This window comes from Arthrobacter sp. ISL-69, from assembly GCF_018613775.1.
Lineage (GTDB): Bacteria > Actinomycetota > Actinomycetes > Actinomycetales > Micrococcaceae > Arthrobacter.
In genome coordinates this window covers 14,634-40,395 of record NZ_JAGGPO010000008.1, presented here as the reverse complement: position 1 = coordinate 40,395, position 25,762 = coordinate 14,634, and the positions used below count along the sequence as shown (strand labels likewise).

Genomic DNA, 25,762 nt, shown 5'->3' with positions numbered 1-25,762 from the left:
CCCGTTCGCCGCGCCCTAGGGCGCGGTGTCGTCGAGGTCCCCGGCCCCGCGCTCAAGCCACTCCGCTTTGAGGAGCTTCTTGTCCAGTTTTCCGATCGCGGTCATGGGGAGCTTGTCGCTGCGGACCCACCAGCGTTCGGGGATCTCAAATCTCCCGAGGTACTCGTGGCAGAGCGCCAGTAGGCTGTCGTGGTTGAAAACGGCTCCCGGAGCGAGCACGATGACGGCGCCGACGATCTCGCCCAGATCCGCGTCAGGCAGGGCGATCACTCCGGCGTCTGCCAGGTCGGGGTGACGCTGCAGGGTGTTTTCGATGTGGGCAGCAGCGATGTTTTCACCGCCGCGGATGATGATCTCCTTGGCCCGGCCGGTGACATACAGGTAGCCCTCATCATCGATCCGGCCCAGGTCTCCGGTGGCTACCCATCCTTCAGCGTCGGCAACGGGACCCTCTCCGACAATTTCCAAGGGGACGTTGGGGGTGCGCCCGTGGATTTCGCCGATGCCGTCGGTACCGGCACCCACGATTTTGATGTCGACGACGGGGAGGGGTTTGCCCACGCGGCCAGGATGGCCATTGATCTCCTTGCCGGCGGCTGCGGCCAGCAGGCCCCCGGTTTCGGTGAGGCCGTAGAGGCTGCCCACGCGTTTACTCACCTTCGGGAAGGTGGCCGCGATGCGGGCGCGCAACTCATCGGGGACGGCTGCACCCCCCAGTGGAATGGAACCAAGAGTGGATACATCGCGTGATGCAAGGTCCGGATGGTCAAGGACACGGGAGACCATGGTGGGGATGGCACCCCAGGATGTCACTTTCTCCGCTTCGATGAGCCGCAAGACCTCGGCCGGATCGAACTTTCCGTTCAACATGACGAGCTTTCCGCCCTGCAGGATGGTTCCGCAGCTCACCTGGACCCCGGCGAGATGGAACAGCGGCACGGTCTGCAGGCTGGCCGTCCCGGGGCGGGAATCGTCCAGCTCGGTGGGAAGGCGCCTGGTCATGCTCAGCAGATTCTGCAGGTTGCCGCACACCGAACGCTGGGAAACGAGGATTCCCTTGGGGATTCCGGACGTGCCGGAGCTGAACATGATCAGTGCAGGGTCGTCTTCGTCCACGTCGGCGAGTCGGAGAACGGCAGGCTCGCCGGCATCCACTATCTGCCGGATTTCGGCGACAGACACGCGTGAGACCTGACGCATTTCAACATCGGATATCGCGAGTTTCGGCTGCACCCTGCCCAGGATCACCTCGAGTTCGTGGGCACCCCACCAGGGGTTGCCCAAAACTGCCACTCCCCCAAGGCTTTGGATTGCCCAGAAGCTCACGAACCATTCGATGCTGTTAAATCCCAGGAGGAGGACACGATCTCCCGGTGCAATCCCGTAGGCAGCCAGGCGGTTCGAAACCGCCGCTACTGCCTGTTCGTGGTCCTTGTAACTGAGGCGGCGGTCCCCCTGAACGAGGAATTCCCGCTCACCCCAGCGGCGGGCGTCCAACAGCAGTTCACCAACGGAGCGTGGCCGGTCCTTGTACACGCGGACAGGGTAGCCGTTGACGGTTGCCTCGATAATGTCCCGGCCCCAGCGGACCGGGGTGGGCTGCTCAGTAGTCAGCTCTGCGCTCGTGGTCAATTCGGGCTCCTTCTTGCTTTCTGGCTGTAGTTGCTGCATCTCCGCAGCTAGGCAGTTTGGCGGGTGAATGTACTGTTGATGATCCCTGCGGCCCTCAGGCTTTGGATCTCCTCAGGATTCAGCCCCGCTTCGGACAAAATTTCTTCGGTGTGCTCGCCGAGGCCGGGCGCGTAGCCGCGAGGACCGGTGCCTGCCTTCTGGAAGCGGATCGGGTTGTTGGGCACCTTGTAGGCGCCGAAACGCGGGTGCTCCAGTTCCACCACGGACTGGTTGTGTACAACCTGCGGGTCTTCGAGTGCTTCCTCCATGCGGTGGATGGGACTGCAGGGGATCCCGGCCTGTTCCAGTTTCTGAAGCCAGAAGTCGGCAGGCTGTGTCGAGAAAAGATCCTGCAGCCTGCCGCAGAGCTCCTCGCGGTGGGCGATGCGGTCCGTATTGGTGGCGAACCGGGGATCGCTGAAGTCATCGAACTCGGCGAGGAACGGCACAAGCTCAATCCAGAACCGGTCATTGAGGCAGGCCAGGATGAAGTACTTGTCATCCGACCCCAGGAAGGGCTGGTACGGCACCAGCTGCGGGTGTCCGCCGCCCTGGGGGCGGAAGGCCACGCGTGTCTTGTCGTAGGCGGTGATGTAGTTGGCGAAAGCGGCCACTTGGCCGTCCAGGAGGTTGATGCTGATCTTGTCGCCCTGGCCGGTCTGGTCCCGCTGGCGCAATGCTGCGCAGACGCCGAAGCCGAGGAAGAACGACCCCACGAAGTCAGCAATTGGTACACCGACCTTGACAGGGCCGCCACCCACTTCGCCGGTCACGCCCATCATTCCGCTCAAGGCCTGGGCAAGGATGTCCATGCCGGGCTGATGCGAACGTGGGCCCTCTTCACCGAATGCGGTGATCGAGGCGTAGACCATGCGGGGGTTTACCTTGCAGAGCGTCGCGTAATCTATCCCCATCCGCTCCACGGCGTCCGGCCGGAAGGCGACGACGAAAACGTCCGCTTCCCTGATCAGGCGCATCAACACCTCGTAGCCTGCCGGGTCCTTGAGATTCAAGGCTATGGAGCGCTTGCTGCGGTTGACACCGTAGAAGTACGCGCTCTCGCCCGGCGCGTAGGCATTGTCCACGTAACGGAAGCTGTCTCCCTGTAGAGGCTCCACCTTGATGACGTCAGCGCCAAGATCGCCCAACATGGACGTGCCGTACGGGCCGGCACCAATCTGGGATAGGTCAACGATTTTGACCCCGCTGAGCGGGAGGATCTCGCCTGCGGACGTCTCGCTGGAACCTGCTGTCGTTGTCATGCCAACCCCTCTACATACCTGCTTCATTGCTATCGGTCTAACCATTTGACTATGGGGTAGACCCCGTTGTCAATGGTCGCCGGAGCTGCAATCACAAATTTTCAAATGGTTTGACCTTCCAAATTCTCAAAGATTGGCTTACTGTGAGACCTACCACGCAGCACGGCGCAGATCGTGCCTGCCCCAACCGACAATCCTTCGGCCGAGAAGATAAGGAGCCCCACCAGTGCCATATGCCACCGACTCCGAGTACGTCACGATTGAAGGCTTGCGGGCCTACGTCGCCACGCCCAGGCCTGAAGACGGCAACGCGCAAAAGACAGGAATGCTCCTGCTGCCAATGATTACGGGCATAGGCGCCCAGGTCCGGGAGTTTGCGGACACGATAGCCGCCCAGACAGGCGCCGTTGCCTTGAGCTGGGATCCGTGGCACGGCGTGAGTTCAGACGACGCTGACTTCGACGTCCTCCACGGCCTGCTTGACGAGCTCAAGGACGAAATTGCCATCGCCGAACAGCAGACGCTGCTCACCCACATGCGCGAGGACTTGGGCCTTGAGCGGATCGGCGTTATCGGCTGGTGCCTTGGCGGCCGCTTTGCTTTCATCCTGGGCGGGCTGGATCACGACCTCGTCAACGTCCTCGGATTCCACCCCACAGTTCCCGGCGAACCCGCGCCGACGCACACCTACGATGTGGTGGATCTTGCCGCTGCCATGAAGGCGCCGGCTTTCATGGCCTACCCGGGCAAGGATTCAATCGTTCCGCGCGAGAACTTCCTGCGGCTGCAGGAGGCTCTGCAGAACCGGGCCGACGCGCCCAGCATCATCCATCTCTACCCGCAGGCCAAGCATGGCTTCAGCGACAAGAGGCGTCACAACGAGGAAGTGAACGCCACTGCGTTCCAGCTCTCCTGGCCCCAGGCGCTGGCCTTCATCTCCGCAACAACAGCTTCAGCCACCACAGCGCCCTAAAGGCGCTCCAACATACCTGCCCCTGATGGCGGGCCCGATCCGGAGGAAATCCCAATGGAACTGAAAGTCACCAAGTACGAAATTGACGACGACGGCGTCGCAACAGTCTGGTTCCACCGCCCCGGCCGCGGCAATTCCTGGACCAACCTGATGAACACTGAATACCGCTGGATCATGGACACCTTGGACAACGATCCCAAAGTCCGCGTAGTGGTGCTCACCGGAACAGGCAACCAGTTCTGCGTCGGCGCGGATACAAAGGCACTGAACTTCTACACCAAGACTGACGAGAACTATGCGGACACAGTGGACGCCAGCGCAGCCGCCCAGCCCGGCACAGGCGTGAACCCCGAGTTCGAAACCGACATCGTCTGGCACTGGGGCCTTCGCGTTCCCGTTATTGCGGCGATCAATGGCGCCTGCGCGGGAATCGCCGCCGCCATTGCGAGCTTCTGCGACCTGCGTTATGCAGCGGAGGGCATCAAATTCACCACCTCCACGCCGCGGCTGGGCCTGCCGGCTGAATACGGCCTGTCCTGGATCCTCCCGCGCATCGTCGGCACCACCCATGCCGCGGACATCCTGTTCACCGGCCGCATTGTGTATTCCGAGGAGCTGAAGGGCATGGGTTACCTCAACGGCCTGTTCCCGCGGGAGACGTTCATGGACGAGGTCTACAAAGTGGCCCGTATGATCGCCACGCAGGTCTCCCCCGCCTCCGTCACTTCCGCCAAGCGCCAGATGTACGGCGAATTGCTCGACATGCACCCCGGGCGGGCGGTTGACGCCTCGAAAGAAATCATCGGCAAGTTCATGCGTGAGCCCGATTTCCAGGAAGGGATAGCTGCCTACAACGAACGCCGCCAGCCGAAGTTCGCCGATCCGGTCATCGCCCGGCCGGCGACCGCACTCGCCTGAGCCGGATCACACTGAACCGGCGCTTATAGCCACGGCTGGTTCGTTAGCACGGCATCCTTCGGGAAGGCTTCGTCCGGTTCGGACGGAGCCTTCCTTGCTGTTCGAACGGGCAAAAGAACTGCACCCCTGAAGGCCAGACTCTCAAGTGGAAGTCCAGCTTTCGGAGGTGCAGTTCAAATACGCCGCCGGCCGCGCCTAAGCGCCGTCGAAGCCACGGCGAGGACGCCTACGGGAGGTAGGCGTATCCGTCGAAGAGCCTGCGCGTGGTGCGGTACGTCGAGGCATACTCGGCAACATAGCCGCTATTGGCGCTGTCCGCCGTCGGATTTACCGATGCGTTGGCGTCCAGGACGCCCGACGGCGTGCCGAGACGGACAGGCTGATCTGCCTCCCCGTGCCTGGCTATGGAATGGACGGTGGTTCCTACCATCCGTGCAGCGATCGCCGTGCAGAGGCCGCCTGTAACAGGGACCGCGCGGTGCGGCCGTCCGCTGGACAGAAAGCGCACGAGGATATCGACGTCGTCCGCCTCTACCCGCTCACCGGAAAGCGTAAGGTACGGCGCCGGGCGCCCCACCAGGGCAATAAATGGCACCAGGCGGTTCTCCCCCGCGTCTTCCACCGAGCCCGTGATCCCCATGGCCACGGACGCCTGACGGCGGGCGTCTTCCAGGCGAAGAAGGAGGCCCAGATCGGCCTCCAGCGCCTCGGGGAGCTCAGCGCCTGTGAGCCCGAAATCCTCCGCGAGGAAGAAGGCACAGGGGTTCGCAGCGTCCACCATGGATACGCGGAGGGCCGGTTTGGGTTCCCCTCCGTCCGCGATTCCGCCCTCAATTTTGTCCATGACGGCGCCGGTGGGCAGCAACGTCCCCGTGACGGCTCCGCCGGGATCCAGGAAGTCGAGGCGGACGGGGGCGCCGGTCCCGGCCACCCCCTTGATGACGTAGTCACCCTTCTCGACGCTGCGCCCCCCCTGGACCTCGAACGTGGCAGCGATGATCTTGCCCGTGTTGACGTTGTGAATCCGCACGCGCGCAGCACCATCCGGCACTGCCACCAAACCTTCGTCGACGGCAAAGGGCCCTATGGCAGCGGACATGTTTCCGCAGTTGCCCCCATAGTCGACGGAAGCACGGTCCACTTGGACCTGGGCGAAGAGATAGTCGACGTCCGCCTCAGGATGCGTCGGTGGACCCACCACGCAAACCTTGGAGAGGGAGGAGATACCACCGCCCATGCCATTGAGCTGGCGCCCATAGGGATCGGGGCTGCCCATGGCCTGGAGGAAGATATCGTCCCAGGAGGTGCGGTCATCCGGCAGGTCAGTACAGTGAAAAACGAGCGCCTTGCTGGTTCCGCCCCGAATAAACGCTGCCCTGATTTTTTGACCCATTACTGTCCTTAGTGAGTTTGCGGAGCCCGACCTGGCGGTATTGGTAGCTCCGGCTAGAAGGGCCGCGGCGCGGGGGTTGCTTCCTTGATCTCCAATTTCATGGCACCGATGCCGTCGATTTCGATCTCCAGCACGTCGCCGGGGACCACGGGTCCCACGCCCTTCGGTGTGCCGGACGCAATCACGTCACCGGGCTTAATCTCGACCACCGATGAGATTAGCTCAATAGCCTCGGCTATTCCCACGATCATGTCCGCGATGACGGCCTTCTGCCGTACCTCGCCGTTGACCGAAAGACGGGACTGGAGTGCGTCAACGTCTCCGATTTCGTCAGCGGTCACGAGCCAGGGGCCGACCGGGGTAAACGTGGCGAAGGACTTCCGCAGTGACCGGTCCTCCTCATGCTCCCCCGGTTCGATCCGCATCGTGAGGTCAACCAGGCAGGAATAGCCGAAGACATGCTCCATGGCATCTTCGCGGCTGATGTTGCGGCCGCCGGAACCCATAACAACAGCGAGTTCGCACTCATGGTCGAAGCGGCGTGTTGAACCTGCGGGCAGCTCAATGCCGTCGGCCGGTCCGGAAACCGAGCCGGCTGCTTTGAGGAAGAAGCCCACTTCGCGGGCTGTCCGGCCCCCCTTGGTGATCGACCGGGCTCCTATTTCGCCCAGATGGGCACGGTAGTTGGCCGGGATAGCGAATACCTGGGGCGGCGCAGGGTTGACTGCCCGAAGCGAGACCTCGGCCAACGGCCTGACTGTTCCACCGGCCGAGGCAAGCTGCCCCCTGACCGTCGCCCAGTGGCGAATGATCCAGTTGACGCGTTGCTCCGGCCAATCGTTGAACTCGGCGGGGACCACGTCGGTGACATCCCGCACGGTTTCCCCCTCGACGACGCCGATGCGGAAGTCATCAAAAACAGCGAGCCTCATCGCAGCATCTCGGCTTCGCTCGCGTCTTCCAAAACTTCCTCGTGATAGGCGTTCAGGTACCTGAGGATGGGGCTGTCATCCACCCGGAACAGGCGGGCCTCGGAGGCGCCTTCATTAAGGTGGCGGTGTGTGGCCCATGGCGGGATGGACATGAAATCGCCTTTGTTCCATTCGAAGCGGCGGCCGTTCACGATCGTGGTGCCTGATCCCTCGAGGACATGGTAGACCTTGCTGCCACTGTGGCGATGAGCCTTGCCCTGGAAACCGGGCCGGATGATTTGCATCTTCATCGACATCGAGGGCAACGCGGAACCACCGCCGGCTGGGTTCTGGTACTCAAGGATGACGTCGTCGAGCGGGTCGGGGCGGAGCCCTTTCGCCAGTTCCATGGCGGCGTCGCTTTGTGCCTTTGTGTAGACCAGCAGCGGGTTGCGATCCTGGCGGGGCGCGGGACCTACCGGGCGCATCAGGCCCGACCCAAACTCGCGGTAGGAGGTTTCCGGGTACTCGTTGACCGGCTGCGTCCCCTTTTCGTACGGATCGAAGTAAATGTTGTGAAGCTTCTTCATGACGGACACGTCCAGCACGTCCAGCCAGATCATCGGCTCGGCGCCCTCGTGGACGTGGTCGTGCCACATCCAGTTGGGGGTCAGGACGAGGTCTCCCTCGTTCATGTCGTACTTCTCGCCTTCGACATTGGTGGTGCAGCCGTTGCCGTGCATGATGAACCGGAAGGCGTCGGGCGTGTGGCGGTGGGCGGTCGCAACCTCACCCGGGTTGATGTACTGGATCGAGGCCCAGAACGTCGGCGTGGTGCCGTACTCCAGTCCGGGATTGGCCAGACGCAGCGTGCGGCGGTCCCCGCCGGGCTCCAGGTTGAGAACCCGTCCCAGTTCCTCGAGGTAGGCGTGCAGGTCAGCCCAGCGCCAGTGCATGGGGACCATCGGGGACTCGGGAGAACGCGTGAACAGCGGCGGTTCGTCCGGCTGTGCGATCTTCAGCCCGTCCCTGCCCAGCCGTTCCCGCAACTCCCGGCGGGTCTCGACGTCGCTCTCCATAGTGATCTCAGACATTGTCTGCTCCTCTCCTTGGGTGATCGATTCAATGGTCGAACCATTTAGAATGAGACTAGTCTGATGGTTTCCGGCGGTCAAGAGCAAGGCCTAAAATCCCCGCAGGCTTCGGGGATCTATTGACAAGGTCTAATGGTTTGACCATAAGATGAATGGAATCCTAAAGGAAAGGTGAAGACCATGGTGGAAAGAGTTCCCGTACTCATCGTCGGTGGAGGTCCCGTGGGACTGGCGCTGGCCGGCGACCTCGGCTGGAGGGGTGTCCAGTCCCTGCTTGTTGAAGCGCGCAGCGGACGAGTCTCCCAACCGAAGATGGACATGGTGGGCATCCGCACCATGGAATTCTGCCGCCGGTGGGGCATCACGGCGGATGTCGAGGCAGCCGGCTACAACCGGGGCTACATCCAGGACTGCGCCTGGGTTACCACGCTGACGGGCTACGAGTTCGGCAGGGAAAAGTTCGCACCGCCGCAGGACGAAAAGACCCCGCCCCAAAGTCCGCAGCACCGCGAGCGCTGCCCGCAGAACTTCTTCGATCCTGTATTGACCAAGTTCGCGGCATCCACTGGAAAATCCGAGGTCCGCTACTTCACCGAACTTGCCTCGTTCGTTGACCATGGCGACTACGTCACTGCCACGCTCCGCAACAAGGAGGACGGCACGGAGTACCAGGTGGAGGCTGACTTCCTCGTAGGTTCCGATGGTGGCCAGAGCAAGGTACGGGAGATTCTGGACGTTGACATGAGCGGCGAAGGAGCCCTCACGTATACCTCGAATGCGATCTTCCGCTGTGACAGCCTGGAAGAGCTGCACACCACCGCTCCCGCGTATCGGTACATCTTCATCGGGCCCGAGGGCACCTGGGCCACCCTGGTGGCCATCAACGGCCGCGACCAGTGGCGCTTCTCGCTCATTGGCGACGAGACGCAGCACGAGGTCACCGCGGAGGAGATGCGGGCGGCAATTCTTCGCGCTGTCGGACGAGACTTCGATTTCGAGATCCTCTCGATGCTGCCCTGGGTCCGCCGGCAGCTGGTTGCCGACAAATACCGGCAGGGTCGCGTGTTCCTGGCAGGCGATGCTGCCCACCTCACGTCCCCCACCGGTGGATTCGGCATGAACACCGGCGTCCTGGACGCGGTGAACCTTTCCTGGAAGCTCGCGGCAAGCCTCGAAGGCTGGGGCGGTGAAACGCTTCTGGACAGCTACGAGTTTGAACAGCGGCCCGTTGCCATCCGCAACGTTACGGAGGCCGGCGATAACCTCAAGCGCATGCTGGGCCCGCGCGTGGCCCAGCCACGGGCAGAGGTGTTCCATGACGGCAGCCCGGAATCCGATGCTGCGAGGCGTGAATACGGCGATGCCTACACTGAGGCCATGAAACGCGAATGGTTCAGTATCGGCATCCACCTCGGATATGTCTACGAAGGGTCTCCGGTCGTCTCCCCGGACGGCACGGCGCTTCCGCCGCTTACCGTCTCCAGCTACGCCCCCAACGCCCGCCCCGGCTCCCGTGCACCGCACGTGTGGCTGGACACGGACCGCTCCATCCTGGATGAGTTCGGCAGTGACTTCGTCCTGGTGCGGTTCGACCCGCGGCTGGATGCGGAGGCCCTGGTTGCAGCCGCCCAGGAGTGCCGGGTTCCCCTGCGCGTGGTGGACGTAGATAACGCCGAAGCCCACGAGCTCTACGGGGCCAAGCTTGTGCTGGTGCGGCCCGATGGTCAGGTGGTCTGGCGCGGCGACGAGCCCGCTGGTAACCCTTCAACGCTTATCCGTCGCGTTACAGGTATGCTCGCCGCCGCTCCGGTGGGCTGACCGACATCACAAGAACAAAGGGGGCGGAACCAGTGAACTGCTCCGCGGAAGTTGGCCTGGCCAAGTAAGGGTCTAGGCCGCGAGGGTCGGAGCACGGTATTGCACCGGGCTCAGACCCTCGAGCTTTGTCGAGATCCTCTCAGTGTTGTACCAGTGGATGCATTCCGTCAGCTGCGCAGCCAGGGCGTCGGTGCTGAGGAACCGGACGTGGCGGAAGAGCTCCTCCTTGAGGTCGCCAAAGAAGTTTTCCATCACCGCGCGGTCATCACGGTTGCCCTTGCGGGACATCCGTTGAACCGCGCCGCCGCTCTTCAGGAGAAGCCGCCACGACGCGTGCTGGTACTGGAAGCCCTGATCCGAATGCACGGGCGGGTTCTGCCCGCCCTCGAGCGTCGTCAAGGCCTCGCGCACTCGCCACCGATCGTATAACCTGCCGATCGCATTCGTGCGCACTCCGAGCCTCGTCGCTACGGCCGCAGCGGCCCAACCGGCATAAAACAACGCTACCGCAGCCTCGCGTTGTTCCTCCGACAACAAACTGCCCGCATAAATGAACTGCTCCCCGAAAGTCAGAACTGAATTCTCAGTCCAACTTCCGGGGAGCAGTTCAGTGGTTTCCGCCCCTCCTATGTGCTTGTGATCCTGCAGTTGCCGATCTAAAGCTGCATCGCAATGAACTTTGTCTCAAGGAACTCGTCAATGCCCTGCGGGCCGCCTTCGCGTCCCAGGCCCGAATGCTTGGTGCCGCCGAAGGGAGCCGCCGCGTTCGAGACGCTGCCTTGGTTGAGGCCCACCATGCCTGATTCCATGGCCTCGGCCACTCGGATGGCACGGCGCAGGTTCTCGGTGAAGATGTAGGAAACCAGTCCGTACTCCGTGTCATTGGCCAGGGCCACCACTTCATCCTCAGTGTCGAACGGAACGAGAGGCGCCACCGGACCGAAGATCTCCTCCTTGAGGATGCGGGCACCGGCCGGGACGTTCTTAAGGACCGTTGGTTCGAAGAAGAAGCCTGGCCGGTCAACCTTGTGGCCTCCCACCACTACCTCTGCTCCCCTCTCCACCGCGTCCTGAACCAGGGAGTCCACCGACTGCTGCTGGCGGGCGTTGATCAGCGGGCCCAGAGTGACGCCGTCGTCAAGGCCATGCCCCATGGTGAAGCCAGCCATCCGCTCCGCAAGGCGTGCTGAAAAGTCGTCGATGCGGGAACTGTGCACAAACACGCGGTTCGCGGCCGTGCACGTCTCGCCGGCATTGCGCATTTTCGTCAGCATCAGACCGTTGAGCGCGTTCTCCAGGTCCGCGTCCTCGAATACGATGAACGGCGCATTGCCGCCCAGCTCCATGGACGTCTTCATGACCTGCTCGGCAGCCTGAACCATGAGCTTTTTCCCCACGCCGGTGGAGCCGGTGAAAGAGAGTTTGCGTGCCTTGCCGGAGGCGATCATGGGTTCAATGACAGCCGACGACGAACTTGTGGTCACCACGTTAACGGCCCCGGCGGGAACGCCTGCCTCCCGGAAGATCTCCGCGAGGGCGAGCATTGTCAGGGGGGTTTCCTTTGCCGGCTTTACGACGACGGTGCACCCCGCCGCAATGGCCGGCGCCACCTTCCGGCACCCCATGGACATCGGGAAATTCCACGGCGTGATGAGAATGGTCGGGCCGACCGGCTGGCGCGTCACCAGCATTCGGCCGCCCCCGTTGGGGTTCTCCTGATAGTTTCCGGAGATCCTTACGGCTTCCTCGGCGAAATGCAGAACAAATTCGCGGGCCAGCTCGATTTCCATTCGCGACTCATCTACTGGCTTCCCTGCCTCGAGCGTCATCAGGACGGCCAGATCCTCCTTGCGTTCCCCCAGCAGCTCCCAGGTGCGGCGCAGCATCTGCGCCCGCTGCCGGGGCGTGGTGGCAGCGAAAGACGCCTGCGCAGCCACTGCTGCCTCTATGGCAGCCAGCCCGTCCGCCACCGAGGCGTCGGCCACCTGGCACAGCGGTTCACCGGTGGCGGGATCCACCACATCGAAAGATGATCCGTCAGCGGCTGGTCGCCACTCGCCGCCGATCAGGAGTTCCTTGGGTACGGCTGCCAGTGCTTTCACATCGTTGTGCATGGCCACAGTCATCTGCTGACATCCTTTGTCTTGTGCTTCGTCCGTTCAGGCGGTTGCCTCAGCCTCATCAGCAAATATGCCAATGGTCGGACCTATAGGTTTAATTTAGTCGCCCGACGGTGAAGAAGCAATCATTTTGGGGGGATCCGTCCATATCTGCGGAAATGCCGAAGGGGCCGGCTCCGGTGGTGTACCGGTTCCAGCCCCTTCAATGCGTCGGAGTGCTAGCTTGCGGAGGACATCTGGTTCTCGCGCTCCTCAAGCCGGCCCTCCAGACGCTTGAGGTGAGCGGTCAGCTCCGCAACCGCAGCGTCGGCCTCACCCTTGCGAAGGTGCTTAAGCAACTTTCTCCGCACCGCGCCGACGTCGGTCAGCGGTCGCGGGCCGACCCGGTTCAACCGCATCTGCACAACGTCCGTCAGGGAGTTCATCAGCATCACCAGGACTTCATTGTGTGTTGCCTCAGCCAGCAGGGTGTAGAAGTGAGTCACCCGAATCGTGCGGACGGCCCCGACTTCATCAATGGAGTCCTCGAACTGCTCCACCTTCGTGATGTCGTCGTCCAGCCGCTGGAAATCCTCCGCGGTTGCCCGCTCACACGCCAGACGAATAACGTCCGAGGTCAGCAGGATGCGCGCCTCGAGCAGACTTTCAGGTGAAAGTGCGCCAAGGGAGGCAAGGTCGCTGACTGCCCGGGTCACCACACCCGGGTCTCCGGGCAGGATGAACACGCCGCCGTTGACGCCGGGCTTGGATTCCACGAGCCCGCTCATCTCAAGTCCGCGCAAGGCCTCCCGCACGCCCTGCCGGCTCACGCCGAAGATGAGCGCCATCTCACGCTCCGCCGGAAGGCGGCCGCCGGGCTTGAGCCGCCCATCCGCCAATGCATCGCGGATCTGCTCAGAAACGTACTCAAACCCTCTCCGGGGCCGTACTTTTGTGAACATGGGCTGCTCCCCCACCGTCTCCTTGGCAGCGAACGGCCCCGCACCATCCGGGGCGGGGATCAAGTCGACTTCAGCCATCGGTGATTCCTCCTGATTGTTACGGCTCCGGGGCTCGGCTGGTTGTATTGCCAAGCATGCCTATGTTACCCGCTTCTGCGGCGGACGGTCCAACCGTTTGACCATAAAGTTTTGACCACGCCGCCACCGCTTGGTGACCCTACCGTCAGCGCCTTACGGCTGCCAGTTCATTCAGCAGCTGGGGCACAACTTCCAGAACGTCCCCCACCACACCGAAGTCCGCTATGTCGAAAATTGGCGCTTCCGCATCTTGGTTTATAGCCACGATGGTCTTGGCTGCCTGCATGCCCGCCTTATGCTGCGTTGCCCCGGAGATGCCGAGCGCAATGTACAGCATGGGCGAGACCGTAGCTCCAGTCTGCCCCACTTGGAGTAAGGGATCGCAGTAGTCGGCGTCAACAGCGGCGCGCGAGGCGCCCACAGCACCGCCAAATGCATCAGCCAGGGCTTCGACGAGCGCGAACTGCTCGCGGGAACCCAAACCTCGGCCGCCGGAGACTACAACCTCGGCCTCGGACAGGCCGGGCCGGCCGCCGGTCCCGGTCGGCGGCCGCGAATCCAGTATCGCCGTCCGCTCAGCAACGGATGGTCCCACATCGAGCGGATCAACGGAGGCCTCCCGCGGAGCCGGACTGCCGCAGTTGACGCCTGCCCGGACGGCCAATACAGCCACCCCCGAAACGACAGACTGCACCGCGTAATTTCCGCCAAAAACCGACTTCTCCACGAATAGGTCCCCACCACGCAACTCGGCATTGACGACGTCACCGAGATACGGGAGGCCGCATCTGACCGCCAGCCTGGCGGCCACTTCGCGGCCGTCAGCGGTGTCCGCAGTCAGGACAGCAGCTACATCAGCCGCGGACGCGCAGGCCGCCTCGAGTGCGTCCACCGCCGGCGTCACCAGGACCCGGCCCGCGTCCGGCGTCGTGGTTAGCATGACCCGCCCGGCTCCCCAGGACCCGAGTTCCGCCACGGACTCGGGCGAAGGACTGTCGGCGGCAACCACCACGGCCACCGGCTCGCCCAGCCCGGCACCGAATGCCAGCAGATCTCGGGCGGACTTCGCCGGGCCGTGTTCATTCATCTCTACATAAACCAGTACTGCAGCCATGGTGCCTCCTCTAGACAAGCCCGGACGTGGACAAGAACTGTGCCAATTGGCGGCCTGCGGTGCCGTCATCAACGATGCGGACGCCCGCCTGCCGGGCAGGGCGTTCCGCGACGCTTCCGATTCTGGAACCCGCCGGGGCGACGCCCTGCACGCCCAGGTCCGCAACACTCCATACGTCAACGGGTTTCTTCTTCGCCTTCATGATGCCGCGGAAGTTGGGGTACCGGGGTTCGGCAATCTTCTCCGTCACGGAAACCACCGACGGCAATGCCGCACGGAGCGTTTGAACGCCGGATTCAGTGACTCGTTCCCCGGTCAGGGACAGGCCGTCAATGCTCAGCGAGGCGAGGTAAGTCGCCTGGGCGACACCAAGGCGCTCCGCGACCATGGCGGGAATCACTCCACCCTGCCCATCAGTGGATCGGTCGCCTGCCAAGGCCAAATCGAAGCCGATCCGGCGCAGGGCAGCAGCGAGAATCTCCGACGTGCGGGCGGCGTCGGACCCGGCCAGGTCGTCGTCGAGAATGTGCACGCCACTATCCGCCCCCATGGCAAGCGCCTTGCGGAGCGCGTCGATTGCCTGGGCGGGACCCATGGTTAGAACCACAACTTCGCCGCCATGAATTTCCTTTTGCTGCAGCGCAACTTCAAGGGCGCGCTCAGTTGTTTCGTCGGAAACCTGCTCCCCGGAAGATCGGTCAAGAAGGCCGGTCAGGGAGTCGAGCTCTACGGGTCCGTAGGTGTCCGGCACCTGCTTAATCATGACGACGGATCTCATATCTTTTACCCTCCGCCGGATCGGGACTCTGTAGTCTCCAGTTCCGGAAATAGAAAATAGGCTATTGGTCGAACCATTCAACTATAAGTCGATGTGGACGTATTCGGCTAGGGATCGGTGGTAGATATTTGCACGCGTCACTGTGATTCAATGGATTGACCATTTACGATAGGACAACCCGGCATGTCAGCACGCGTACCCCTGAGCATCCTTGATCTTGTGCACGTCACAGAGGGCGGCACGATGGCGGAGGCCATCGCCCACTCAATGGCCGGTGCGCAGTTGGCGGACGAGCTCGGGTACAGCAGGCTCTGGTTTGCGGAGCATCACAACACACCGTTCCTCGGCGCCAGTGCGACATCGGTACTGATTGGCCGCGCGGCCTCCCTTACCAAAAGGATCCGCGTCGGTTCCGGGGGCGTCATGCTGCCCAACCACGCACCCTTGAGGGTTGCAGAGGACTTCGGAACCCTCTCCCAGCTCTTTCCAGGCAGAATCGACCTCGGCGTCGGGCGGGCACCTGGAACAGATCCGGTGGCAGCGCAGGCTCTGCGCAGAACCGGGGCGGATCTGATCTCGCTCGGCGGCAATATCCGGGACCTCAATGGCTGGTTCAGTGACGAGGGAATGGCCGAAAGCCTGCCAATTACCGGCGGCGTGGCCACCGGGACGAAAGTTCCCATCTGGGTTCTGGGTTCCAGTAGTAGTGGCGCCGCAGCTGCCGGTTACCTGGGGTTGCCATTCTGCGTTGCGTCTCACTTCTCCCCGGCTGAGACGTTTTCAGCACTGCAGGTTTACCGACAGACATTTAGTCCTCAGGCGCCGACGGCACAGGTTGACCGGCCATACGTCATGGCGGCCATCAACGTTGCCATCGCGCCCACGGATGAGGAAGCGCAGCGGATGTGGACGACTGCGCAGCGAATGATCCTCGATGTTCGTAGCGGCAACCGGCGCAAACTCCAGCCGCCGGTTGCCCCCGGCATCATGGGAACAGTTGCCGAGAGGGCGTACGCCGAATCGATGCTAGGAATCAAGGCAGTGGGCTCCCCAGCCGCTGCTTGCAAAGCGCTGGAGGCCTTCGCCGAGGCGACCCACGCTGATGAACTGATCACCATGACATACGCCCACGACCCCGCCGGCAAGTCTCGTTCAATGCAACTGCTGGCCGAAAACTGGTTCTGAGAGCGGCGCTTGCCGCCTGACTGGACGGCAACCTCTCATACGGCTCCGTCCGGGCCGCCACGCTCACCTTGTCGGGGATAGCGTGCGCTGCCGCTCACCATCAAAACCCCTTACGCGGTGACTGGCAGCAGACCCCCAACCACACCCTGAAGTCCACAAAGTAGGCGACAGGAAATGGGCCGGAGCCAGTCCTTCTCCCCCAGCCCAATCAGGTCATGCTGCCCAGCCCCTGAATGACCATGAAGGAGTACAAGCCAGACCCTTCCCCGAACATGAGGAGAGCCACCCGGCCACACAACCGGCCACCAACAAAATAGGCCCCGAAGGGCCCATCAAAAGCAGTTTTGTCCACAGTCAGCGGCCCACAAGCCCCTGAACAGGGAAAACATGTGCCCGAGGTGGGACTCGAACTACATTCTGACCCTAGCAAACGTTGGGAAGCCCAGAAAACATAAGCAATCCGAGCCAGTCCGGGCGATGTACGGCCCAGTCCGAAGCCAAAAGTGTGGACATTGTCCACACCGCCTTTCTGACAGAATTTGGAGCGACTCCAAGCGACTGCCGTGCCCTCCGTTTAGGGGGCGCGGCAGTTCTCTGTTGTGCCGAACGCGCTTTCGGTCAGCGCTGCCAGCCGCTGCGGGTCCGCAGTGCCACGCTCAGACGTCTCAGCCTTGTGCCAAGTGGAGTAGCGGCTGGCGGAGAGTGTTCCGATTCCTGCCTGGCCGAAGCGGATGCCGATGGTGTGCTGGCGGCGCACCGTGTCGGCGGATTCAAAATCTGCGGTGCTCGAGGCCTGGGTCGCCGGGTCGATTGGAACCTTCGTCGGCTCACCGACAAAGGTACTGCCTTCGGTAAACCCGTCCTTTAGGCTGCGCGGATCGAAATGAGCTCGTAGACCAGGGCGGAGCTCATCGCCGGCCCGCGGCAGGTCAGTTGGCATGGCGTAGCGCGCCGGGCCTGCAGTTCGACGTCGACACGCGCCGGGTGAGGCGGGCGGCCGGTGAGGCGGATCCGCCAGTAATCGCCGTCGCGGGAGGTCTCGACCACCCTGTAGTCATTCCGGCCGGCCGGGCCGAAACGTCTGAGCGTGGCCGCGACAGCGGTCTGCTGTGCTGGGAAGAGATCCGTGTATCCGCGCAAATATTCCGCGTGGATACGGTCGGCGAGGTGCTCTTTGATCGTGGCGACGGACGACTCCACGTCCAGATTCCCGTAATAGACGCCGTCGGGTGCAACCACGACGTTGGCTGCGAACCTGTCACCGCCTACATGCGAACATTCCCACACCAGCTCCGACCACCGCTCACTCAGCGCACGTCCCACGGGCCGTCCCCACACGGCACAGCATTGGTCATGTCGACTGTGAGTGCATACCAGGATGACGGGTGGATAGCCGAGCGTTCCGGGGAGGCTGAGGGCTCTGGCAATCTCCGCCAGATCCTCATCCTTGCCCCACGTTCCCCATTGCTGACGATAGGCGCCCGTATCCTCATGGTGCAGTACTGCCCAATGGCTCTGACCCTCACGGCGGCGGGGGCCGGGCCGTCTCACCAGCAGCACCCGCGCCCGCGCCGCCTTCGCGGCGGAGAGCACGAGTGCTTTGGTCTCAGGCTCGAGACCAAGCCCTTCGAAGCCATTGAGAGGCCACCCGCCCCGGTACTCGATGAGGACCCAGACGACGCCGTGCGACGCTGTGCCTGCAATCGGGTCGCCGCGCAACCGGGCGCCTTCAGAGCAGAAGAAGCGCTCCGTGGCCGCCACTGTGGCGAAGTCACTGCCTAGATCACTGTTCAACGGGAACGAGGACCCCCGCGCGCAACAGTCTTTCAACGAGTTCGACGCCGAGATCACTCGCGGTGTGAATCTCCCCGTCGAGCAGGCGCGTGACAGAAGGCAGGTCGGTCGCTGGGAAGTCGAGCCAACCCACGCGCGTGGTAAGGCGCAATCCCTCTAGCCGTGCTTCCAGTGCATCGCGAAGCCGGACCACAGACTCGGGGCTTAGGCCGTCGACAGCCGCGAGCTGGGCCAGCGGTCCCAGCGGTGCCGGGCGGCCCTGTCCTCGCCGGGTGCGGTGGAACAAAGAACTGGTTTCAGCCTCAACGACAGCAGCGGCGAGGCGCTCACGGACGACGTCGATCTCCCCGTTTGGTCCGTCGACGCCCAATGGCAATGTATGGCGCATCTCGGGATCGTCGCACAGCGCTGCGAGCGCGGCCTGGGCGAGCTGTTCGGCCAATGCGTAGCGGGTCCAACTGTGGATTCCAAGCGTGAGGTGGATGGAGACCTCGCCCTGCGCCTGGGCGGCATGCAACCAGCCACGCGGCAGGTAAAGGACATCCCCTGGCTCGAGCACCGTGTTGATGTGGGCCTCGCCTTTCGCGGCCTCGGCCACGGTGGAGCGGCGATCGGTCCAGGGTTGATCACGCAACGGGTCCGTGTGAACCGGCTCATGGATGATCCAGCGCTTTGTCCCCTCGATCTGCAGGACGAAGACGTCGTGCACGTCGTAGTGATCGTCGAACCCACGGTTCTGAGGCGGCGTGATGTAGGCATTGGCCTGCACCGGATGTCCGAGCTCGGTGCTTAGCCTGCTGCTGAAGTCCGTGACAGGCTCCCATGTGCGGTGCAGTGCCTGCAGCACGAGCGTGGCACCGTCCGCGAATTTGCGCCAAAGCGCTGTGTCGTCGAGCTGGTCAGAGATGGTGGCGCCGACGCCGGCGGGAGAGGTGAATGACGAGTCGGGAAATGTAGAGCCGCCCTTGGCAACGCGGAGAAAAGGTGTGCGCAGTCCACGGCGCGAGATCAGTTCGTCGACGGCCTCGGCGGAGAACAGATCGGAGAAGTCGCTTGCGCCACGCGTGAGCAGCGCCGTGCGCCCCCAGACGTCGTCGGCGAACCTCTCACGGCCAATCTTAATCAGGCGTGTCTCCAGGACCCCGCCGCTTTCCAAGGCGTCGGGGTCCTGAAAGTCCGTGCGGGTGGTGCTCAAAATTTAGATGCCCCGTTCTGCGGCTCCTCCGTCAGCTCCTCCATCGGCACCGCTGTCGGCACCGCTGTCGGCACCGCTGTCAGCTCCCCCGTCGGCACCGCTGTCAGCTCCCCCGTCGGCACCCCCATCATGCATGCCGGGGACGCCGGCCGCGCCACCGTCCGCGGGGCCTTCCTGCTGGCTTGGATCCTGCTCTGGATTGGTCATGCTTCCTCCCGAGAATCGAATCGCTAGGATCAGCTCCATTACTGGCACCTGATCACGCAACCGGGCGGTCCTTCATCGGCACCGCCCGTGATCACCTTAACGGCACGGGCCAGCTCTGGGAACAACCCTTTTCTACAACTCAGGTAGATTCAGAACTGGGACAGTCCTATTCGGCCGGCCGGCGCGGAGTCAAAGGTCGGTCCACCCTTGCCATCGGCATCAGCTAAAACGTCGTCACGTCGGCCGTTGAAAGGCTGGTGCAAACAAGCGAACTGTGCTGAGGGGAGCCGGTGGTTATACACGTTCTTGTCCCAGGTATGCGGTAACGACGTCAAATTTGGAGTCACAACCCTAGAACCTTCATTTGTTGGACCGGAACGGGCAGAAGTCTTTGATTCAGATGCCAACGGACTTTGCTTTCCACGAACAACTAGAAGCAACTTCGCTGTTTGTCATTCTAATCCCCATCATCGCTGGGCGGGTCCTTCGCGCAACCAGGGCGCCATGCGCCGCTCACGATCCAAAGTTGCACTCCGGACCCTCGAACCTAGCGGTGACTCCGCTATCAGAACGACGCCGAAATCTGACAGACACAGGTTCCGCCAGCGGCCGACTACCTCGTCCACGACGCCAGTGCCGCCAACGTGATCGTCGCTGTGTTCAGCGGAATGACCGTCAGTGACGGGCCCGTCACTCTGAGAGGCGCGACAGCCGCCTCGTCTACCGCAAGTCTGCTCGGGACGCCTTTCTTAGCGGGGACGGCACTGACCCTATGCATGGGAGGAAAACGATAGACGCGCATCCAACTATGGACAGGTCTTACGACTCAACCAAACCAGGACCTCCCCCCGGAAGAAGAGGCCGGATCCCACATACCTTCACGCTGTCGACGGCTCGCATGCCGGCCACGGATAGAGGTTCCCGCTGACAGGAACGTCCAACGACGCCGACGATCCAGGCGCAAAATCACGTCGCCTGAAACAGAGAACTTCATGAAGTGGTAACGGAGGAACCAGGAGGATAGGGACCAAAATGAAGGTCCAAAAGCCGCCCGTGCACAAAAGTGTGCACAATGCGTACACCCCTTTGGCCGGACAAACACGCGATGAGCGCACTCTGCCGGGTTCGCAGAAAGCAGCTACCCGAGGACGATCCTCGAAGAAAATTCGGCTTGGTCATGTCGTCACCACAACTCCTGCCCATGAATGAGTGACGGCCACAACTGGCTACCGGAAACAGCAAGAAAGGACGGCGCATTGCCCTGGATTCCGGCAGGCTGGAGGCCTACAGGCCACGGCCATGACCCCGCTACCCACATAACTTCACAGGCCACCGCGGCGCCAGGCACAGACCGCGGAAAGCGTCAGAGGGACCCTCGAGGGTGAATGTCCACACATTAAAGCAAAAACCCCTCTGACGAGGGGTCATGCTGTGCCCAAGGTGGGACTCGAACTACATTCTGACCCTTGCAAACGTTGGGAATCCGCGGAATCATGCGGAATCCGGTCGAGTCGGAAGGCTGTACGGCCCGGTCCGAGGCGGCACGTGTGGACATTGTCCACACCCCTTCTAGTTCAGTTCGGGGCACTTCGAACGGTAGTGGCCAGGCGTCCGGCAGTGACCGCATTTCCGGGGTTTAGGTGCTGTTGGTGAGGGGTTCAGTTTTTCCCTCGCCTGCCCGCTGGCATCCGTGACGGTCGCCTGCAGATCGTCGAAATAACCGGGAGCTGCCAGGGCGTCTGCGGCGCGCTTCAAGTCGGTGAGCTCCTCTGCAGTCAAGACATCGTCTGCGAATGCGGCTTCGCGTATCAGTTCCAAGAACCGTTCATTGAGGCCGCGAACTTGTTCAGCTCCCATGCCTCCTCTACCGGCGACTTTGGCCAGAGCTTTGGCTTCATCCCCAATGATCTTGCCGTCTTCCAACGCGACGGCAAGGGCTTCAAGATACTCTGAGGCGGCGGCGTCGCTAACGTCGCCTGTACTGATCGGCAGACGGGACAGCAGGGAGTGCATCCAACCATCCGCACCCTTCCGCAATGAACTGGCCCGCGTCATCGGGCTCACTGAGCCCAAGCGGTATGGATCAAAAAGACCGCGTGCTGGGTCGTGTCCGAACTCAATCCCTGGCCGGTATCTGTCGAGCATCAAGGGAAGCAATGCCGCTGTCGCCCTAACATCACCCAGGGCGGCATGAGCGTCCACGAGGGGTATTCCTGCATGTTGCGCGAGCGTGCCGAGCTTGTGATTTGGTGTGTCGAACGTTTGCTGCCCCAGCCAAAGAGAACAAAGCGCTGGCATTGGCGGCGTCCTCACGCCAGCCCGTGCAAACTCCGCCGCCATGAAGCGTTCTTCGAATCTTGCGTTGTGCGCCACAACGACTGCGCCGTCCAACCGCGCCAAGACGTCCGCGACAACGTCGGAAAATAATGGGGCATTCCGCACTGCGTCGTTGCTGATGCCGTGAACAAATACGGCACCTGTGTCGCGTCCTTCCGGGTTCAGCAGTGTTGCATATTCGTCTTCGATGCGGCCGTTCTTGTCGACTCGGGCAATGGCCAATTCGATAACACGATCGCCTTTTCCTGGTGAAAACCCGGTAGTTTCGACATCGATCACTGCAAAAGAACCATCATGAATGTAGCCCTTTCCCGATGAGGGCCCGCCGTAGCTGAACAGCTCACCAACACGGCCAGGCTCAGCGAACCGCATGGACACACGCTCTGCCGGGGCAGGCTCTGGAACCGAGCGGGGCCTCGTATAGGTCAGCGGTTCACGCACTTCCGGTTTCTGAGCCTTCTTCTGCAAAGAGGCCAATACCTTTAGTGCTCGCTGCTTCTTTCTACGTGCCAACCACCACAAAAAGACGACTACTAACAAAAAACCAAATACGGCTTCCATGGGCATCCTTCATCACGACAAGAGCCCGATGTTATCACCCCAAATCCGAGCGGATGCGCCCCAGAAGGTGTTGGAATGTAAAGGCGCACAGGGTAACTCCATCCCCTTTTGCAGACTGACGCGCAGGGCCCACTAATTGCAGCCTGACTCTCATGCAGGAGTCATGCTGCTTGATCTGCTTCCTCCCATGAACAGATGGAAGCTGTATCGCTGCTTGTCATTCTGATATGTCCCATCATCGCTGGGCGGGTCCTCCGCGCAACCAGGGCGCTACCGCGCCGGCCCCCGAACCGAAAACTTCTCCACACCCGCAGTAGAAGCAGTGCCGGCGGATGAAGTTTTCGGCCCCGTTGCCGGTCCCCCAAGTTGCACTCCGGCCCCTCATCCCAGCGGGTGGTCCCCTACCAGAACGACGCCCACCAGCAACAACCGCAGAAGAACCACGCAACGCAAGGGTGCAGGAAGCTGGATCCTGGAAAAGCTCACCATCAAAACCCCACCGGATGTCCTCAGCTTCATCGGGCACACCCTTGGCTTCTGGCCAAGGGAAAGCCTGGTGGTCGTCATCGGCAACGACGTGTGGATCGGCGCCAACACCCGGGCCAACCGCAAGCCGGGCGGCGGCAACCTGTTCAGCACCGACAACCCTGCCTGGTGCCTGACAGAGAAGGCCCGCACCTGGACCCGGGAGTCCGACGGCGCCCGCCTGGCCAGCTCCCAGGCCGGCGTCCTCAACGGCTTCCCGGACGACTTCCCGTGGACCGGCAGCCGCTCCCGCCAGTTCCTGCAGGCCGCCAACGTCGTCGCCCCGCAGGTGGCTGCGGCGCTGCTGGCAGAAGTCGCGGGCTGACCCCGGCAAGCCTGGAAGGTCTGGTCTGAAGCGGCGACGCGGGGGCTCTTTCCGGGCAGGGAATTGGGCCCAAAGGCGCCCCGCACCAGAAAGGCACAGGGCGCCTATTCGCTAGGGTTCAGCTGCGGTATTTGAAGACAGCCGTGTGCTTTGACCCATCCGTCAGCGTCATCTGGAACATTCGGCAGGAGTTAACCCACGCCTTATCTGTTTTCCAGACGTAGGTGTACGTCCCGCTTGCCGCATCGTAGGACAGACTGCTCGAACCGGCCGTCGTGGTCGTTTCAACCTCCGCAAGCGGCGCCCCCGTGTCACAGGTGATCGGAACGGAGGTCGGGGAGCCTGCCTGAAGGATGTTCAGCCCAAAATCTCCGCCCAGGCTGAACTTCATCGGCACCGACCGCCCGGCCGTCATGACATTCAGTGCCGGTGCGGGGTCGACCGGTGCCATGAACCCGCTGAAGGCAAATCCGCTCCTGGCGGGAAGAGTCACCCTCGCCGGCAATCCCATGCCGCCGCCCTCGGTGAATCCGACGACTCCGATCTCGACATCCTTGCCCCGGTGCACATCCGTCATGGTTGCCGTGCGGGTCCCCGCGTCTACCAGCCCCGCAGGGATGCCATCGACGGTGAGGGCCCACCGGTACACCAGCGGGTCGGAGGATTGCCACGTCACTTGGACGCTGCTGACGTCGCCAGCGTCAGAGACCGGCATGGCAGTGACGTTCACGGGAGCGGTGGGGTAACCATCAAGGGGAGACTTGCCGATGTGAAGAAGCGCCGAAGCGTTGGCAACCAGGCCGTTGGCATCGGTGAGTCTGACCTGCATGATGCCTTCCATTGCTGAGGTGTAGATATGCCGGCCGACAGGTGCGGTGGTGGTCTCCTCAAAGGTGCCGTCGCCGTCGTAGTCCCAGTCGTACTTCACGATGCTGGAGGACAGAGAGTACGAGGACGAGGCGTCGAACGACACTTCCTGACCGGGGATGGCGTAGTACTCGGGGTGGGCCAACAGTGGCACCGGCCGGTCCTGAATCCTGGTGAGCGCCGTGGTGAGCGCCGCCTTCGTGTCCCCGCCATCGACAATGACCTGTCCGGTGGTCCGCCCTGCCAGGGCGGAGTAAAAGTTGCTGAAGTAGGAGGGAACAACCGGGTACACGTTGACAGGGTCAATCTCCAGCGACCGCTTGACCACTGCATCGAGGGTGCTGCCGTCAACGAGGTCGGGGTCGTGATAGTCGGCGTCCGTCAGAACGATGGCGGCCTTGGTCGCACCGTCCCTCCATTCCAGTCCGTTGAAGGCGGTCATCAGGGCGTGGAGTGCAGCTTCCGGACGGTCACCTCCTCCGGACGCATAGATCGTGGAAAGCTGGGTGGAGAACTCCTGGGTATCTTCCTGGAACTCGCTGAGGATCCGGGCAGAAAATTCGTCCCCTGCATCCTTATATTCGACCAGGGCAACGCGGCCACGGTTTGCCTTGATGGTATTGGCCATGTCGGCGGCGAAGGCCTTGGTGGCGTCAATCTGTCCCCACATCGAGCCTGTAGAGTCAATCAGGAAGACTACGTCCAGGCCGGTGGCTCCTGAAGCCGGCAGTGTGACGGTGTCGTTGACCTGGCTGGCGGGTAGAAGCGGCTTGATCCGCTTTGCGATCTGGACCGCAGCTTTATCGATGCTCTGATTGTCGCCCCAGTAGTTCATATGGCCCTTGTTGTCCCAGAACACTCGGCTCGATCCGCATACGAAGTCCTGCAATGCGCAGGACAGTCCCGTGGTTGAAGTGAAGCCTTCGGGAAGATACGGGATCCGAGAGCCGAGGGAGCCCTGGAAGACCTCGCAGTTCGGAACGTCGAAGCGCCACTCAGAGTTTGACGCCTCATCAAGGCAGGCAAGTGGGGCTGCGCCAGGTAGATAGCTGTTACCCTCGGGGAGAAAGAGCTTGGGGTCGCCAAAAGTGCTTGGTAGACGACCCGGCGGCGCAGGCTGTCGCTGAGCTTGTCGTTGTACGCTTCGCCCACGACTTGGGCGCCCTGGGAGTATCCGCCGAGCACGAAGAGGGCTTCCGGGCAGGCGGCAGCGCGCTTGGTCAGGTAGGCATTCAGCTCGTCAACACCTTCGTTGACGCTGGTGCCATAGGTGTAACCTTCGCCACCGCTAATCCCCGCCTGGACGGTGTTCCACAATGACTCCAATCCGGTTTGCATGCCGACAGGAACAGCAGGGTAGGAGTACCCGTCGACCGTCTCTGAGCCGAGATTGTAATGATGGAGGGTCGACGGGCTGGTGAGCCGGTTTCGGATTTGGCTTTCGAAGCGTTCCGCTTCGCTGTCGCGTGGCCCTTGCCCCGAGCCCCTGGCGAAGATGCTTTCTACGGTTGCGCAGGCAGCGGCGACAGAGTCGGCTGCGGCTGCGGGCGGGATTGTTAGAGCGCAGGTGGCCAGGATAGTTGCCAGGCCTATGGCAGTTAGTTGGAACGGTGATTTTGCGCGCACAGCATTACCCCCACGGTTACTGAACGGAATTGCCGCCTTGTTCTGCGGCTCAAGGCAGCGGACGCGGCC

At 62.4% G+C, this 25,762-nt stretch carries 22 protein-coding genes; 5 read left to right on the top strand and 17 right to left on the bottom strand.

All coding sequences use genetic code 11. The annotated features are described in order from the left end of the window. Nucleotides 1-15: 15 nt before the first annotated feature. Both J7I79_RS04785 and J7I79_RS04780 read right to left on the bottom strand, forming a co-directional pair. Entirely contained in the window at nucleotides 16-1,632 is a 1,617-nt protein-coding gene (locus tag J7I79_RS04785) for a class I adenylate-forming enzyme family protein (protein ID WP_214950934.1), read from the bottom strand. A gap of 47 nt (nucleotides 1,633-1,679) precedes the next feature. Next, complete coding sequence (locus tag J7I79_RS04780; RefSeq protein ID WP_214950932.1) at nucleotides 1,680-2,933, bottom strand: CaiB/BaiF CoA-transferase family protein; 1,254 nt, start codon at nucleotides 2,931-2,933, stop codon at nucleotides 1,680-1,682. Between the two features lie 226 nt (nucleotides 2,934-3,159). On the opposite strand from J7I79_RS04780, the gene J7I79_RS04775 reads away from it, so the two are divergent. Together J7I79_RS04775 and J7I79_RS04770 are read left to right on the top strand one after the other, a co-directional pair. After that, entirely contained in the window at nucleotides 3,160-3,906 is a 747-nt protein-coding gene (locus J7I79_RS04775) for a dienelactone hydrolase family protein (protein WP_214950931.1), read from the top strand. A 54-nt stretch (nucleotides 3,907-3,960) separates the two neighbouring features. Continuing rightward, nucleotides 3,961-4,824, top strand: a complete 864-nt coding sequence (locus tag J7I79_RS04770) for an enoyl-CoA hydratase-related protein (protein WP_214843995.1) — start codon at nucleotides 3,961-3,963, stop codon at nucleotides 4,822-4,824. A gap of 226 nt (nucleotides 4,825-5,050) precedes the next feature. On the opposite strand, the gene J7I79_RS04765 is transcribed toward J7I79_RS04770, so the two are convergent. From J7I79_RS04765 to J7I79_RS04755, 3 genes are read right to left on the bottom strand one after another with little or no spacing between them, the layout of a single operon-like run. Further along, nucleotides 5,051-6,217 carry a 2-methylaconitate cis-trans isomerase PrpF family protein gene (locus tag J7I79_RS04765; protein ID WP_214950930.1) on the bottom strand — a complete coding sequence of 389 codons (1,167 nt, stop codon included), beginning with the start codon at nucleotides 6,215-6,217 and terminating at the stop codon, nucleotides 5,051-5,053. Between the two features lie 53 nt (nucleotides 6,218-6,270). Then, nucleotides 6,271-7,149: a fumarylacetoacetate hydrolase family protein gene (locus J7I79_RS04760; RefSeq protein WP_214950929.1), complete on the bottom strand. Its 879-nt coding sequence runs from the start codon at nucleotides 7,147-7,149 to the stop codon at nucleotides 6,271-6,273. After that, nucleotides 7,146-8,222: a cupin domain-containing protein gene (locus J7I79_RS04755; RefSeq protein WP_214950928.1), complete on the bottom strand. Its 1,077-nt coding sequence runs from the start codon at nucleotides 8,220-8,222 to the stop codon at nucleotides 7,146-7,148. The genes J7I79_RS04760 and J7I79_RS04755 overlap by 4 nt, the downstream gene beginning before the upstream one ends. Before the next feature lie 180 nt (nucleotides 8,223-8,402). On the opposite strand from J7I79_RS04755, the gene J7I79_RS04750 reads away from it, so the two are divergent. Next, entirely contained in the window at nucleotides 8,403-10,040 is a 1,638-nt protein-coding gene (locus J7I79_RS04750; protein ID WP_214950927.1) for an FAD-dependent oxidoreductase, read from the top strand. 72 nt (nucleotides 10,041-10,112) lie between these two features. Here J7I79_RS04750 and J7I79_RS24140 read toward each other — a convergent pair whose 3' ends face one another. From J7I79_RS24140 to J7I79_RS04725, 5 genes are all read right to left on the bottom strand, one after another. Beyond that, the gene (locus tag J7I79_RS24140; RefSeq protein WP_214950926.1) at nucleotides 10,113-10,406 is read right to left on the bottom strand and encodes an IS3 family transposase; all 294 of its coding nucleotides are present in this window, start codon (nucleotides 10,404-10,406) and stop codon (nucleotides 10,113-10,115) included. 290 nt (nucleotides 10,407-10,696) lie between these two features. After that, nucleotides 10,697-12,166, bottom strand: a complete 1,470-nt coding sequence (locus J7I79_RS04740) for an NAD-dependent succinate-semialdehyde dehydrogenase (protein WP_214950925.1) — start codon at nucleotides 12,164-12,166, stop codon at nucleotides 10,697-10,699. Nucleotides 12,167-12,378: 212 nt separating this feature from the next. Beyond that, nucleotides 12,379-13,179, bottom strand: a complete 801-nt coding sequence (locus J7I79_RS04735) for a FadR/GntR family transcriptional regulator (protein WP_214950924.1) — start codon at nucleotides 13,177-13,179, stop codon at nucleotides 12,379-12,381. Nucleotides 13,180-13,324: 145 nt separating this feature from the next. After that, nucleotides 13,325-14,293: an electron transfer flavoprotein subunit alpha/FixB family protein gene (locus tag J7I79_RS04730; protein ID WP_214950923.1), complete on the bottom strand. Its 969-nt coding sequence runs from the start codon at nucleotides 14,291-14,293 to the stop codon at nucleotides 13,325-13,327. Nucleotides 14,294-14,303: 10 nt separating this feature from the next. Further along, the gene (locus tag J7I79_RS04725; protein ID WP_396020166.1) at nucleotides 14,304-15,056 is read right to left on the bottom strand and encodes an electron transfer flavoprotein subunit beta/FixA family protein; all 753 of its coding nucleotides are present in this window, start codon (nucleotides 15,054-15,056) and stop codon (nucleotides 14,304-14,306) included. 198 nt (nucleotides 15,057-15,254) lie between these two features. On the opposite strand from J7I79_RS04725, the gene J7I79_RS04720 reads away from it, so the two are divergent. Next, nucleotides 15,255-16,256: an LLM class flavin-dependent oxidoreductase gene (locus tag J7I79_RS04720; RefSeq protein ID WP_214950921.1), complete on the top strand. Its 1,002-nt coding sequence runs from the start codon at nucleotides 15,255-15,257 to the stop codon at nucleotides 16,254-16,256. Between the two features lie 574 nt (nucleotides 16,257-16,830). Here J7I79_RS04720 and J7I79_RS24900 read toward each other — a convergent pair. From J7I79_RS24900 to J7I79_RS04695, 5 genes are all read right to left on the bottom strand, one after another. Then, a complete protein-coding gene (locus J7I79_RS24900) occupies nucleotides 16,831-17,013 on the bottom strand; it encodes a hypothetical protein (protein WP_396020165.1) in 183 nt (60 codons plus the stop codon). A gap of 107 nt (nucleotides 17,014-17,120) precedes the next feature. Beyond that, nucleotides 17,121-18,050 carry a sucrase ferredoxin gene (locus J7I79_RS04710; RefSeq protein ID WP_251042396.1) on the bottom strand — a complete coding sequence of 310 codons (930 nt, stop codon included), beginning with the start codon at nucleotides 18,048-18,050 and terminating at the stop codon, nucleotides 17,121-17,123. Then, on the bottom strand, nucleotides 18,040-19,245 hold the full coding sequence (locus J7I79_RS04705) for a cupin domain-containing protein (RefSeq protein ID WP_396020164.1): 1,206 nt from the start codon (nucleotides 19,243-19,245) through the stop codon (nucleotides 18,040-18,042). The genes J7I79_RS04710 and J7I79_RS04705 overlap by 11 nt, the downstream gene beginning before the upstream one ends. Nucleotides 19,246-19,248: 3 nt before the next feature. Continuing rightward, nucleotides 19,249-19,452 carry a hypothetical protein gene (locus J7I79_RS04700; RefSeq protein ID WP_214950920.1) on the bottom strand — a complete coding sequence of 68 codons (204 nt, stop codon included), beginning with the start codon at nucleotides 19,450-19,452 and terminating at the stop codon, nucleotides 19,249-19,251. A 1,569-nt stretch (nucleotides 19,453-21,021) separates the two neighbouring features. Continuing rightward, on the bottom strand, nucleotides 21,022-22,350 hold the full coding sequence (locus J7I79_RS04695; RefSeq protein WP_214950919.1) for a 3'-5' exonuclease: 1,329 nt from the start codon (nucleotides 22,348-22,350) through the stop codon (nucleotides 21,022-21,024). A 556-nt stretch (nucleotides 22,351-22,906) separates the two neighbouring features. Between J7I79_RS04695 and J7I79_RS04690 the strand changes: the two genes are divergently transcribed. Continuing rightward, entirely contained in the window at nucleotides 22,907-23,200 is a 294-nt protein-coding gene (locus J7I79_RS04690; protein WP_214950918.1) for a hypothetical protein, read from the top strand. A gap of 118 nt (nucleotides 23,201-23,318) precedes the next feature. Here the strand turns inward: J7I79_RS04690 and J7I79_RS04685 are convergent, their stop codons facing one another. Further along, the gene (locus J7I79_RS04685; protein WP_214950917.1) at nucleotides 23,319-24,902 is read right to left on the bottom strand and encodes a PxKF domain-containing protein; all 1,584 of its coding nucleotides are present in this window, start codon (nucleotides 24,900-24,902) and stop codon (nucleotides 23,319-23,321) included. Then, nucleotides 24,899-25,693 (bottom strand): cutinase family protein, encoded by a 795-nt coding sequence (locus tag J7I79_RS24895; protein WP_214950915.1) that lies wholly within the window; start codon nucleotides 25,691-25,693, stop codon nucleotides 24,899-24,901. The genes J7I79_RS04685 and J7I79_RS24895 overlap by 4 nt, the downstream gene beginning before the upstream one ends. Nucleotides 25,694-25,762: the final 69 nt, after the last annotated feature.